At 61.9% G+C, this 13,896-nt stretch carries 10 protein-coding genes; all 10 read left to right on the forward strand.

Annotated features, from left to right (window positions below):
* Positions 1-2 precede the first annotated feature (2 nt).
* The 10 genes from WA367_RS10705 (at position 3) to cysG (ending at position 13,885) form a co-directional block, all read left to right on the forward strand.
* Positions 3-341 (forward strand): hypothetical protein, encoded by a 339-nt coding sequence (locus WA367_RS10705; RefSeq protein WP_336056728.1) that lies wholly within the window; start codon positions 3-5, stop codon positions 339-341.
* 195 nt (positions 342-536) lie between these two features.
* On the forward strand, positions 537-1,133 hold the full coding sequence (locus WA367_RS10710) for an ANTAR domain-containing response regulator (protein WP_336056729.1): 597 nt from the start codon (positions 537-539) through the stop codon (positions 1,131-1,133).
* Positions 1,133-2,341 (forward strand): CmpA/NrtA family ABC transporter substrate-binding protein, encoded by a 1,209-nt coding sequence (locus WA367_RS10715; protein ID WP_336056730.1) that lies wholly within the window; start codon positions 1,133-1,135, stop codon positions 2,339-2,341. The genes WA367_RS10710 and WA367_RS10715 overlap by 1 nt, the downstream gene beginning before the upstream one ends.
* A gap of 351 nt (positions 2,342-2,692) precedes the next feature.
* A complete protein-coding gene (locus tag WA367_RS10720) occupies positions 2,693-4,093 on the forward strand; it encodes a CmpA/NrtA family ABC transporter substrate-binding protein (protein WP_336056731.1) in 1,401 nt (466 codons plus the stop codon).
* A 76-nt stretch (positions 4,094-4,169) separates the two neighbouring features.
* Positions 4,170-5,246 (forward strand): ABC transporter permease, encoded by a 1,077-nt coding sequence (locus WA367_RS10725; RefSeq protein WP_336056732.1) that lies wholly within the window; start codon positions 4,170-4,172, stop codon positions 5,244-5,246.
* Between the two features lie 7 nt (positions 5,247-5,253).
* Positions 5,254-7,014 (forward strand): ABC transporter ATP-binding protein, encoded by a 1,761-nt coding sequence (locus tag WA367_RS10730; RefSeq protein WP_336056733.1) that lies wholly within the window; start codon positions 5,254-5,256, stop codon positions 7,012-7,014.
* A gap of 5 nt (positions 7,015-7,019) precedes the next feature.
* Positions 7,020-9,470 (forward strand): nitrite reductase large subunit NirB, encoded by a 2,451-nt coding sequence (gene nirB, locus WA367_RS10735; protein ID WP_336056734.1) that lies wholly within the window; start codon positions 7,020-7,022, stop codon positions 9,468-9,470.
* Complete coding sequence (nirD, locus tag WA367_RS10740; RefSeq protein WP_336056735.1) at positions 9,467-9,796, forward strand: nitrite reductase small subunit NirD; 330 nt, start codon at positions 9,467-9,469, stop codon at positions 9,794-9,796. Before nirB ends, nirD begins: the two co-directional genes overlap by 4 nt.
* On the forward strand, positions 9,796-12,459 hold the full coding sequence (locus tag WA367_RS10745; RefSeq protein WP_336056736.1) for a nitrate reductase: 2,664 nt from the start codon (positions 9,796-9,798) through the stop codon (positions 12,457-12,459). Before nirD ends, WA367_RS10745 begins: the two co-directional genes overlap by 1 nt.
* Positions 12,431-13,885 carry a siroheme synthase CysG gene (gene cysG / locus WA367_RS10750; RefSeq protein ID WP_336056737.1) on the forward strand — a complete coding sequence of 485 codons (1,455 nt, stop codon included), beginning with the start codon at positions 12,431-12,433 and terminating at the stop codon, positions 13,883-13,885. The genes WA367_RS10745 and cysG overlap by 29 nt, the downstream gene beginning before the upstream one ends.
* Positions 13,886-13,896: the final 11 nt, after the last annotated feature.

Raw genomic sequence — 13,896 nt, forward strand, 5'->3', positions numbered from 1 at the left:
TCATGTCCACTGCCAATCTTAAACTCTCGCTCTATCGCCTCATACCGGACGCGCCTGCAACCGACCCCAACTGGGATCTCGCCGCCTCCCAGGGCATTGTCGTCGTACGGGCGTATTCCCCAGCGGATGCACGCATTGTTGCCGCAGAAGCGGAGCCGGATTTTCTTGATGTTCCCGCCAAGCCCGGCGACGGCACATCCACCAAGATGGCCAGCGCCTTCCGCGATGAGAAGCTCTATCGCGTGGAAGAAGTGGAACCAGATACCTGCAGAGGATCGGAGGGGGAGCGCGGAGTAGTTGAACACATCCCGCAAACAGAGCTGCTGCAAGGGAAAGCCTGAAGCGCGCTCAACCACCTGAAGGGGGGCACAACAATCCACGAAGAAAGGGAAGTGGACGGTCGGCACCCACGGCGATGGCTTCGCTGAGTTACCTTTATGCGACTCAAAGCCGATGTTTGAGATTGGCGGAAAGCGGTCATTCTCCGCGGGTAGATTTTGCGTTGCACAATTTTTCCGCATGCGCAAAATGAAGGCATGTCCGGCCATCCTCCCTCAGTTCTGGTCATTGATGACAATTCGGTGCGCGCCGCCATCATTGAGGCGGGTCTGCGCGAGGCGGGGCATGACCGCGTGACTGTCGTCACCGACGTCGCCGGCATCGCCGCCAGGATTGCCGCGCTTGAGCCGGACGTCATCGTCATCGATCTGGAAAATCCGAACCGCGACATGCTGGAGAACATGTTCCAGCTGTCGCGCGCGGTAAAACGCCCGATCGCCATGTTCGTCGACCGCGCCGACACGGACTCGATAGAACGCGCTATCGATGCCGGTGTATCCGCCTATGTCGTCGATGGCCTGCGCCGCGAACGCGTCAAGCCGATCCTCGACATGGCGATCAGCCGTTTCAATGCCTATTCGCGGCTGGAACGCGAACTGGAAGATGCGCGCAACGCCCTGCAATCGCGGAAATTCATCGATAAGGCGAAAGGCCTCCTGATGCGCTCGCGTGGCATGAGCGAGGAAGACGCCTATGCACTGCTGCGCAAGACCGCGATGAACCAGAACCGCAAGATCAGCGATGTCGCGCAGAGCCTGGTACTCGCTGCCGACATGCTCGGGAAGGAAGACTAATGGCCGAGATCGAGATTGCTGCCGGCTTTATTCCCCTGACGGATAGCGCGATCCTCGTCGCCGCGCGCGAATGCGGCTTCGCCGAGGAGGAAGGCGTTGCGCTGACGCTGCTGCGCGAAACATCCTGGGCCAATATCCGGGACCGCATGGCGATCGGCCAGTTCGAGGCTGCGCACATGCTGGCGCCGATGCCTATCGCCTTTGAACTCGGCCTGACACCACTATCCCTAGAGGTCGTTGTACCAATGGCAATGGGGCTTGGCGGAAACGCCGTCACCGTCAGCACTGGCCTTTTCGAGCAAATGATGAGGGTCGAAGCCTTCTCTCCGCCGGATCCGAACGGTGCCGGCTGCGCATTGCGCGCGGTGATCGAGTCCGGCAAGCGTGCCGGGAACTCGCCCTTGCAGTTCGGCGTCGTCCATCCTCATTCGGGGCACAACTTCGAACTGCGTTATTGGCTCGCTGCATCCGGCATCAATCCCGAGACCGATGTCGAGATCGTCATAGTACCGCCACCCTTCATGCCTGATGCACTCGAATCCGGACGGATTGACGGATATTGCGTGGGCGAGCCCTGGAACTCTGTGGCTGTAACCAAGGGCCACGGCCGCATCGCCACGGTGAAGTCGGCAATCTGGCGATCCAGCCCTGAAAAGGTGTTGGGCGTGCGTTCCGACTGGGCCCGCAACAACGCTCATGGGCTGTCACGCCTCGTTCGCGCCCTTTACCGGGCGGCCGAATGGTGCGGCGATCCCGGCAACCATACGGCGCTCTCCCAAATCCTCGCCCGTCCGGAATATATCGGTCAACCCGCGAAACTGATTGTCCGCGCGCTCGAAGGCGCGGTAATCGGAAACGGCAAGGACAACGGCTTCTTCGAGCCATTCGCCCATGCGGCGACATTTCCATGGCAAAGCCAGGCACTGTGGTTCTACACACAGATGGTGCGCTGGGGCCAGATTGAGCACACGCCGGCCAACGCCGATAGAGCGCGGCGCTGTTACCGGCCTGATCTCTATCGTGCCGCACTGCGCCCTCTATCTGTTCCGATCCCGGCCGCAAACGCCAAAGTGGAAGGTGCTTTGACAAAAGCCGAGCCGGTCGGCGCTACGAGTGGCGCTTTGACGCTCGGTCCCGACGGGTTCTTTGACGGCCGGATATTCGATCCCGACAAGCTCGAACCCTACCTGGCCGAGGACCGCTCCTGACGCCATGGAGCGACCTGCCTATTTCGTGCGCACATTTTAGATCTGCCGAAATTTTCAACAACACTTTTCTCGTACTGCACAATAAGGCGACATAATCGGCCGTTTCCCGATTTCGGCATATCAGAGCTAATAGCCTGAAATTGTGTAGAAAACCGAATTCTTCGAAAACTGGCACGCTACGTGCAAGGCATGTGTCAGCCAGCGAAGGCTACCAGTTTCCGCGTCTAAAGACGGGCGCGACCAAGGCAAAGCCGCCAATCCCAAGCGCCCCTATCCTCCCGGGCGTGACGGTTTGGCGGCTTTTTTGTTTTCGAAACCCGCAAAGGCGGGGGTCATAACAGGAGTGACAAAATGACCTCGACCATCCTTCGCAGACACGCGCTTATGACCATCGGCGCCGCGATGCTTTCCGCGACTACGGCGATCGGCTCCGTGTATGCCGAAATGCTCGATGTCGAAAAAGACGAGCTTAAGTTCGGCTTCATCAAGCTGACGGACATGGCCCCGCTCGCCATCGCTTACGAGAAGGGATATTTCGAGGACGAGGGCCTCTTCGTAACGCTTGAGCCGCAGGCCAACTGGAAGGTTCTGCTCGACCGCGTGATCACCGGCGAACTTGATGGCGCGCACATGCTCGCCGGCCAGCCGCTGGCTGCAACAATCGGCTTCGGTACCGAGGCTCATATCGTCACGCCCTTCTCGATGGATCTGAATGGCAACGGCATTACCGTTTCAAACGAGATCTGGGAGATGATGAAGCCGAACATCCCGGTCGATGCCAACGGCAAGGTGCAGCATCCGATCAGCGCCGCGGCGTTGAAGCCGGTCGTCGAGAAGTTCAAGTCCGAGGGCAAGCCATTCAATATGGGCATGGTCTTCCCGGTCTCCACTCACAACTACGAACTTCGCTACTGGCTCGCGGCAGGTGGCATTCATCCCGGCTTCTATTCGCCAACCGACATTTCCGGCCAGATCAAGGCCGACGCGCTCCTCTCCGTGACGCCGCCGCCGCAGATGCCGTCGACGCTCGAAGCGGGGACGATCTATGGCTACTGCGTCGGCGAGCCCTGGAACCAGCAGGCCGTCTTCAAGGGTATCGGCGTCCCGGTCGTTACCGACTACGAAATTTGGAAGAACAATCCGGAGAAGGTCTTCGGCCTGACCAAGCAATTCGTCGACGAGAACCCGAACACGACGCTGGCGCTGACCAAGGCACTGATCCGTGCCGCCAAATGGCTCGACGAAAACGACAACGCCAACCGCATGGAAGCTGTCGAGATCCTGTCGCGCTCGGAATATGTCGGCGCCGACGCGGAAGTCATCGCCAACTCGATGACCGGCACCTTCGAATACGAAAAGGGTGACAAGCGGGAGGTTCCGGACTTCAACGTCTTTTACCGCTACTACGCGACCTATCCCTTCTACTCGGACGCCGTCTGGTATCTCACTCAGATGCGCCGCTGGGGCCAGATCCCGGAGGCGAAGGACGACGCCTGGTATGACGAAGTCGCCAAGAGGGTTTACCGCCCGGACATCTACCTTAAGGCCGCGAAGATGCTCGTAGACGAAGGTGTTGTCGACGAGTTGGACTTCCCCTGGGATACCGACGGCTACCGCGCGCCGACCCCGGCCGAAGACATCATCGACGGTGTTGCCTACGACGGCCGCGAGCCTAACGCCTATCTCGACTCTCTCGAAATCGGGCTGAAGGGCGAGCAAATCATCGAAGGCAGCGAAATCGTCGGCGGCTGACGCCGTTGGGCACGCGGCCGGCGTTCCTTCGCGTCGGCCGGAAATCCACTTCAAATCCGATCAGGGAAAAACGATCATGGCAAACGCCACGGATGTATACGAGTCCGGCAAAGCGGCCCGCAGGGAACGCATCTTCTCGGCCATCAACAAGGCAAGCAGTTGGCTCGACGCGCTGGGCTTCTCGTGGCTGGTTCCGCTTCTGAAGATCGCAGCCGGCGACAATCCGCGCGAGCAGTTCGGTGAGCTGAAGCGCGTTCTGCTTGTCCCGCTGATGGGCATCGTCGCCTTCCTCCTCATGTGGGGCGCCCTGGCGCCGCAGGTGCAAACATCGCTCGGCGCGGTGCCTGGCCCGGTGCAGGTCTGGGAGCAGACCGTCAACCTTTGGGAAGACCATGTGCGCGAGCGCGAGAAGGCAGCCGAATTCTACGCACGTCAGGAAGACCGAAACGCAAAGCTTGAGGCTGCCGGCAGGACCGACAAAGTGAAGTGGCGCACCTATACCGGCAAACCGACCTATCTCGACCAGATCGGCACGTCGCTGATCACGGTTGGCCTCGGCTTTGTCTTCGCAACTCTCGTCGCCGTGCCGCTCGGCATCGCCTCGGGACTGTCGCAAACGGTCAACGGAGCAATCAATCCGCTGATCCAGATCTTCAAGCCGGTCTCGCCGCTCGCATGGCTGCCGATTGTCACGATGGTGGTTTCCGCGACCTATTCGGACGCTTGGGAAGCGCTGCCCAAGTCCATGCTGATCTCCGCCATCGTGGTGACGCTGTGCTCACTGTGGCCGACCCTGATCAACACGGCGCTGGGCGTCGCCTCGGTCGACAAGGACCTAATGAATGTCAGTCGCGTGCTGCAACTGCCGACGCGCAAGACGGTCACTCAGATCGTCCTGCCGTCCTCGCTGCCGCTGATCTTCACCGGCCTGCGCCTTTCGCTCGGTGTGGGCTGGATGGTGCTGATTGCCGCCGAAATGCTCGCCCAGAACCCGGGCCTCGGCAAATTCGTCTGGGATGAGTTCCAGAACGGCTCCTCGCAGTCGCTCGCCAGGATCATGGTCGCGGTGCTGACCATCGGCATCATCGGCTTCATGCTGGACCGGCTGATGTACGCCCTGCAGCGTGCCTTCACCTTCTCGGCAAACCGGTGAGGAACAGATGATGACGCTTCCCATTCTCGAAATCACCGGCCTCTCCAAGCACTATGGCGACGGCGATGACCGCACCGAAGTCCTCAGGGACGTGAACCTGAAGGTCTCGGAAGGCGAATTCATTGCCATCGTCGGCTTCTCCGGCTCAGGCAAGACGACGCTGATCTCGGCGATCGCCGGGCTGATCAACCCTGACGAAGGCGGCGTGATCTATTGCGGCAAGGAGATCGACGGCCCGGGCCCGGAGCGGGGCGTCGTCTTCCAGTCCTACTCGCTGATGCCGTGGCTATCGGTGCAGGGCAATGTCGCTCTGGCGGTTGACAGCGTATTCGGCGGCAAGCCGAAGGCTGAGCGCAAGGCCATTGCCGACAAATATATCGACATGGTCGGCCTGTCGCACGCTCGCGACCGCAAGCCGGCGGAACTTTCGGGCGGCATGCGCCAGCGCGTCGCCGTCGCCCGCGCGCTTGCCATGCAGCCCGAAGTACTGCTGCTCGACGAGCCGCTCTCCGCCCTCGACGCCCTGACCCGCGCCAAGCTGCAAGACGAATTCGCCGCGATCTGCGAGCAGGAGAAGAAGACGATTGTCCTCATCACGAACGATGTGGACGAGGCGATCCTGCTCGCCGACCGCATCATCCCGCTCACGCCTGCGCCGAACGCCACGCTTGAACGCGAGTTCGTCGTCGATATTCCGCGCCCTCGCGACCGCGCCGACATGAACCATGACGAAACGTTCATCGGCCTGCGTGGCTCGGTCACTCAATACCTGATGGATATTGGCGCGGAATACGGAACGGATCTCGAGAGCGATATAGTCCTCCCCGACATCGTTCCGATCACCCAGAAGCCGGAACTCCCGGACGCCTATGTACGCGCGTCCGAATCTTCGGTGAAGGAGCGCTATCTCGAATTCAGCCAGCTGAAAAAAGTCTATCCGACGCCGAAAGGCCCGCTGACCGTGGTCGACGGCTTCGAGATGAAGATGCGCAAGGGCGAATTCGTCACGCTGATCGGCCATTCCGGTTGCGGCAAGTCGACCGTCCTGTCGATGGTCGCCGGTCTGAACCCGATTTCCGAAGGGGCGATCATTCTCGACGGCAAACACATTACCCAGGCAGGCCCGGACCGCGCCGTGGTGTTCCAGGCCCCGTCGCTGATGCCGTGGCTGACGGCCTACGAGAATGTCGCCCTCGGCGTCGACCGTGTCTATCCGAACGCGACGGCGGCGGAACGCAATGACGTTGTCGAATACTACCTGGCCCGCGTCGGCCTCGCCGACTCGATGCACAAGGCAGCAGGCGATCTTTCCAACGGCATGAAACAGCGCGTCGGCATCGCTCGCGCATTCTCCTTATCGCCGAAACTGCTGCTGCTTGATGAACCGTTCGGGATGCTGGACAGCCTGACGCGCTGGGAGCTTCAGGACGTTCTGATGGACGTCTGGAAGCGCACCCAGGTCACGGCGATCTGCGTCACCCACGACGTCGACGAGGCGATCCTGCTCGCCGACCGGGTCGTGATGATGTCGAACGGGCCAAATGCCCGCATCGGCAACATCATGGCGGTTGATCTGCAGCGGCCACGCTCGCGCAAATCGCTGCTCGCGCACCCGCACTACTACGCCTATCGCGAGGAGCTTCTCGAGTTCCTCGAGGCCTATGAGGGCGGCGCCGACCCGACGCCGGAGCAACTGAAATCCATCGAAGAAAAGACAGCGCAACGGCTGGCCCGCCAGCACAAGGCAGCGCTGGAAGCTGCGGAGTGAAATCCATGAGCAAGCAGAAACTTGTCGTCATCGGCAATGGCATGGCACCGGGCCGTATGCTCGAAGACCTCTTCGAGAAAGCGCCTGACGCCTACGACGTGATCGTCTTCAACGCCGAACCGCGCGTCAACTATAACCGGCTGATGCTGTCGCCCGTTCTGTCTGGCGAGAAAGCCTACGAGGACATCATCACCCATGACGATGCCTGGTATGGCGAACGCGGCATCACGCTGCACAAGTCATCGCGGATTACGGCCATAGACCGTGACGCGAAAACTGTCACCTCGGAGAACGGCCTCACCGCGCCTTACGACAAGCTGGTGATCGCCACCGGCTCCAGCCCCTTCATCATCCCGGTTCCCGGCCATGATCTCGAAGGTGTTCTCACCTATCGCGATCTCGATGACGTCGAGGCGATGCTCGTTGCAGCGAAGAATGGCGGCAGGGCCGTCGTGATCGGCGGCGGTCTGCTCGGCCTGGAAGCAGCGGCTGGACTGAAGATGCAGGGCATGGACGTTACGGTTCTTCATTTGATGCCAACCTTGATGGAGCGCCAGCTCGACCAGGCGGCGGGCTACCTGTTGCAGAAGGCCTTCACTGATCGTGGCATTGACGTCATCACCAAGGCAAACACGCACGAGATCCTTGGCAAGGACGGCAAGGTCACCGGCATTCGTCTCGATGACGGCACCGAGATCGAGGCCTCGATCGTCGTTATGGCGGTTGGCATCCGGCCCTCGACGGATCTGGCGAAAGCCGCCGGCCTCGACACTGGGCGCGGCGTGAAAGTTGGCGATGACATGCTGACCTCCGATCCCGACATCTTCGCGCTCGGAGAGTGCGTGGAGCATCGCGGCATGTGCTACGGCCTCGTTGCGCCTCTCTACGAAATGGCCTCGGTAATCGCCGATCGGCTTATAGGCGGTGCCTCCGAATATTCAGGCTCGGTCACGGCGACCAAACTCAAGGTCACCGGCATCGATCTCTATTCCGCAGGCGATTTCGCGGAGGGCGACGACCGGCAGGAAATCGTCCTGCGAGACGCTACCGCCGGCATCTACAAGCGCCTCGTGCTGAAAGACAATCGCATCATCGGCGCTGTCCTTTATGGCGAGACGGCGGACGGCCCGTGGTTTTTCGACCTTCTCAAGAAAGGCGCAGATGTCTCCGACATGCGCGACACTCTCATCTTCGGCCAGGCCTACCAGGGGGGCGCCCCCCTGGACCCTATGGCGGCCGTTGCAGCCTTGCCGGATGATGCGGAAATCTGCGGCTGCAACGGCGTTTGCAAGGGCAAGATCCTCACAACAATCAGCGAGAAAGGCCTGGCCTCGCTCGATGATGTGCGCGCCCACACCAAGGCATCCAATTCGTGCGGAACCTGCACCGGGCTCGTCGAGCAGTTGATGGCTCTCACCTTGGGCGACAGCTACAACCCCGGCGCCATCCAACCGATGTGCGCTTGCACCGATCTCGGCCACGACGACGTGCGCCGGCTGATCAAGGCCAAAGTTCTCAAGTCCATTCCGGCTGTCATGCAGGAACTGGAGTGGAAGACCTCCTGCGGCTGCGCCAAATGCCGCCCGGCGTTGAACTATTACCTCGTCTGCGACTGGCCGGATGAATACGCCGACGACTACCAGTCGCGTTTCGTCAACGAACGCGTCCACGCAAACATTCAGAAGGACGGCACATACTCCGTCGTTCCGCGCATGTGGGGCGGCATGACGTCGTCGTCCGAATTGCGCGCGATCGCCGATGTCGTGGACAAGTTCAACATCCCGGCGGTAAAAGTCACCGGCGGCCAGCGTATCGACATGCTGGGCATCAGGAAGGAGGACCTTCCCGCTGTCTGGGCCGACCTCGGCAAGGCCGGCTTCGTTTCAGGGCAGGCCTATGCCAAGGGCCTTCGCACCGTAAAGACCTGTGTCGGCTCCGACTGGTGCCGCTTCGGCACGCAGGATTCCACCGGCCTCGGTATCCGCATCGAGAAATTCATGTGGGGTTCCTGGACCCCGGCTAAGGTGAAGATGGCGGTCTCGGGCTGCCCGCGCAACTGCGCCGAGGCGACCTGCAAGGATATCGGCGTCATCTGCGTCGACTCCGGGTTCGAGATCCATTTTGCCGGCGCCGCGGGCCTCGACATCAAGGGCACCGAGGTACTCGGCCTCGTAAAGTCGGAGGACGAGGCGCTCGAGCACATCGTGGCGCTCACCCAGATGTATCGCGAGCAGGGCCGCTACCTCGAACGCATCTACAAATGGGCCAAGCGCATCGGCCTTGACGAGGTGCGCCGCCAGATCCTCGACAATCCCGAGAAGCGCAAAGCCTATTTTGACCGCTTCGTCTTCTCGCAGAAATTCGCCCAGGTCGATCCCTGGTCGGAGCGCGTGTCCGGCAAGGACAAGCACGAGTTCAATCCCATGGCGACTGTCAAGCTGGAGGCAGCGGAATGAATGCGTTGATTCAGAACTGGGTCGCTATCGGCACGTTGAACGACATTCCGCGTCGCGGCGCGCGTTGCGTGAAGAACGGCGAGATGACCATCGCCGTCTTCCGTACCGTCGACGACAAGGTTTTCGCGCTGGAGGACAAGTGCCCGCACAGACAAGGCCCGCTGAGCCAGGGCATCGTCCATGACGGCTGCGTGACCTGTCCGCTGCACAACTGGGTGATCTCGCTGGAAACCGGCGAAGCGCAGGGTGCCGATGAAGGCAGCACACCGTCATTCCCCGTGAAATTCGACGGCGATACGATCCTGCTCGCGATCGGTATCAAGTGATGGTCGAGGCCGTTCGCACGACCTGTCCTTATTGCGGTGTGGGCTGCGGCGTCATCGTCTCGCGCAGCGACGATGGTCCCCTCACGGTCAAGGGGGACAAGGAGCATCCGGCGAACTTGGGCCGGCTCTGCTCCAAGGGGTCTGCGCTCGGCGAGACCGTCGACCTAAACGGTCGCTTGTTGCATCCGCGGATCGGCGGAAAGACGGCGGGTTGGGAAGAGGCGCTCGATCTTGTCGCGGCACGCTTTTCCGATGCCATTCGTGACCACGGTCCGCACAGCGTCGCCTTCTATGTCTCCGGCCAGATTCTTACCGAGGATTATTACGTCGCCAACAAGCTGATGAAGGGCTTCATCGGTTCGGCCAATATCGACACCAATTCGCGGCTCTGCATGGCCTCCTCCGTCGCAGGTCACCGCCGCGCTTTCGGCACGGACACGGTGCCCGGCATCTACGAGGATCTCGAACTTGCCGACCTGATCGTTTTGACCGGCACAAATCTCGCCTGGTGCCACCCGGTTCTCTACCAACGCATCGCAGCCGCAAAAGCCAAGCGCCCCGAAATGAAGGTCGTGCTGATAGATCCGCGCCGAACCATGACCGCCGACATCGCGGATATGCATCTTGCCATCGCCCCCGATGGCGATACCTCACTATTTGCCGGCCTGCTGGCGCATCTGGCGAAAAGCGGCGCGATCGACGCGGATTACATCGCCAAGCATACGAGCGGGTTCGCGAAGGCCCTCGACGCCGCCAATACCTTGACCTTCCACGAGATCGAGAGCGCGACTGGCCTGGATCGCGACCAATTGCTTTTATTCTATGCACTGTTCGCGAAAACGGAAAAAACCGTCACGGTTTACAGCCAGGGCGTCAACCAGTCGTCGATCGGCACCGACAAGGTGAACGCGATCATCAATTGCCACCTGGCCACCGGTCGCATCGGCCGGCCCGGCATGGGGCCGTTCTCGGTCACCGGCCAGCCCAACGCCATGGGTGGCCGCGAGGTCGGCGGTCTTGCCAACATGCTCGCAGCCCATCTCGATCTTGAGAATGCCTGCCACCGCGACATCGCGCAGCGCTTCTGGAATGCGCCTGCGATCCCGCAGAAGCCAGGCCTGAAGGCCGTCGACCTGTTCAAGGCAGTTGCCGACGGGCGCATCAAGGCTCTCTGGATTATGGCGACTAACCCGGTCGACTCCATGCCCGACGCCAACGCGGTGCGCGCCGCGCTGGACACCTGCCCCTTCGTCGTAGTTTCCGACGTCAACGCCGAGACTGACACGACCCGCCATGCCGACGTGCTGCTGCCGTCCGCGGCCTGGGGGGAAAAGGACGGCACGGTCACCAACTCCGAACGCCGAATTTCGCGCCAGCGCCCCTTCCTGCCCCTGCCCGGCGAGGCGCGGCCCGACTGGTGGCAGATGGCCGAGATCGGCAAGCGCTTGGGCCATGCCTGGGCGTTTTCATGGTCTGGTCCGGCCGCGATATATGTCGAATATGCGGCGATGACCGGCTTCGAAAATGCCGGCAGCCGCGACCTCGATATCGGTTCACACTCAGATATCGACGCGGAAGCCTATGACCGGCTTAAGCCGTTCCAGTGGCCGCAGCCGCGCGGCGTGACGCCGATCTCTACCCGTTTCTTTGCCAATGGCGGCTACTTCACGCCGGACCGCAAAGCGCGCTTTGTCGCCGTTGAGGCAGCGGTGCCCAAACGGGTGAGCGACGCGTATCCGTTCGTCCTCAACACCGGACGGGTGCGCGATCACTGGCACACCATGACCCGCACCGGAAAGAGCCAGCGCCTGTCAGCCCATATAGGCGAACCCTATGCCGAACTGCATCCGTCCGATGCCGCGTCGCTTGGGATTGCTGACGCCGATATCGCTGAAATCGAAAGCCCGCACGGCCGCGTCCTGGTCCGCGCCCTGGTCACGCCGCGCCAGCGGCAGGGATCGGTCTTCGTGCCGATGCACTGGACCGACCGCTTTGCCTCCAATGCCCGCATCGATGCCGTGGTTGCACCGGTCACTGACCCGCATTCCGGCCAGCCCGCTTCGAAACACGTCGCGGTTCGCCCCCGGCGTTTCGCGGCCGCAGTTTATGGCCTTGCCGTGTCAGCCGGAACGCCGGCAACACCTCCCGCTGACTACTGGGCGCTGGCCAGGCTGTCGGCGGGCTGGAAGCTGGAATTCGCCCACGCCGAGGCGGTGGACGACATCGAGGCTTATGCACGGCGGCTGTTCGGTCTCCCCGCGAATATCGGAGGGGAAGTGATCGCCTACGAGGACCAGGCGACCGGCGACCGGCGCCTCGCCGCAACCAAAGGTAAACGGCTGGTCGGCGCGCTCTTTCTCGCCCCCGACCCGGTCGGAGTTTCCCGCAGTTGGGCTGCCGGGCAACTGGCGGCGGAACATGGTGATCTCGCCGCCCGCTGGCGCCTCGTCGCCGGCCGCCCCGGCGCCGATATGCCCGACAAGGGGGCCATCGTCTGCTCCTGCTTCGGCGTCGGCGCGAAGGAGATCGCCGCCGCCATTCGCACTGGCTGCACCACTGTCGATGCCGTCGGCAAGCGGACCTGCGCCGGCACCAATTGCGGTTCCTGCAAATCCGAAATCAGGGAGATCGTCGATGAATATAGTATCGTCACCTCGGAGTGAGCCGTGTCATCCCCGGCACATCGACGACCTCGCCGCGTTGCCGGTCTTCTTCAAGCTGAAGGGTAAGCGTGCGGTCGTGGCCGGAGGATCGGACGCCGCTGCATGGAAGGCGGAACTCCTTGCGGCGGCAGGTGCCGAAGTGCATGTCTTCGCTGCCGAAGCTGACGCCGCGCTTCTGGCGCTGGCGGAATCGGCAACGGTCATCCATCACAATCACGACTGGTCGCGCGACACGTTCTCCGGCGCGGCTATTGCCATTTGCGATGCCGAGACTGACGAGGAGGCAGAAGACTTCTTCGAGGCTGCACGCGAAGCCGGTGTGCCCGTGAACGTGATCGACAAGCCGGCGTTCTGCGAATTCCAGTTCGGTTCCATCGTCAATCGTTCCCCCGCCGTTATTGCGATCTCGACCGATGGCGCGGCGCCGATCCTCGGGCAGGCAATCCGCCGTCGCATCGAGACGCTGATCCCCCCGGCTTTGGCCGACTGGGCAGGGATCGCCCGAGACATTCGCGACACCGTTACGAAAAGGCTCGCGGCAGGACAGCAGCGGCGCGCCTTCTGGGAACGCTTCACGGATCGAGCCTTTGGATCGGCTCCGCCCCCCGCCGCCATCGACGAATTGACGCGCGAGGCGGACTCGATTGTCGCCGGGCTGGGCCAGCATCAGGGACGCGTCACGCTGGTCGGTGCCGGACCGGGTGATGCGGAATTGCTGACGCTGAAGGCGGTGCGCGCCCTGCAGGCCGCCGACGTGATACTGTTCGACGATCTCGTTTCCGAAGACGTGCTGGAACTGGCGCGCCGGGAGGCCAAGCGTATGCTGGTCGGCAAGCGCGGCGGGCGCGAGAGCTGCCGCCAGGACGACATCAACAACATGATGGTGTCGCTGGCAAAAGCCGGCAAACATGTCGTCCGGCTGAAGGGCGGCGATCCGATGATCTTTGGTCGTGCCGGAGAGGAGATCGCACGGCTGGAGGCGGCGGGCGTTCCCGTCTCGGTCGTCCCGGGTATCACCTCCGCGCTGGCGATGGCATCCTCGCTCGGCGTGTCGCTTACGCACCGCGATTGCGCCCAGTCGGTGCGCTTTGTCACCGGTCACAGCCGCAAGGGAGAACTGCCCCGTGACATCGATTGGAAGTCGATCGCCGATCCAAAAACGACGACGATCTTCTACATGGGTGGGCGGACTGCAGGCGAAATCGCCTCGACACTGATCAATCGGGGGCTGCCCGCCGATACGCCGGTTGTTATCGCCAAGGCAATTTCGCGCCCCGGTCAGAGACAGTGGACTGGCGCGCTTTATGATATGTCAGCCGCCATTGGCGAGATGGGGTACGACGAACCTGTTCTGATTGGTGTTGGCGAAGTGTTTTTGGCTGCTCGTGGGCGGGCACTCCCCGCCTTGGCTGCAGCACCATTCTGAGACTGGATAGC

It is taken from the genome of Nitratireductor sp. CH_MIT9313-5 (assembly GCF_037029545.1).
Classification (GTDB): domain Bacteria; phylum Pseudomonadota; class Alphaproteobacteria; order Rhizobiales; family Rhizobiaceae; genus Chelativorans.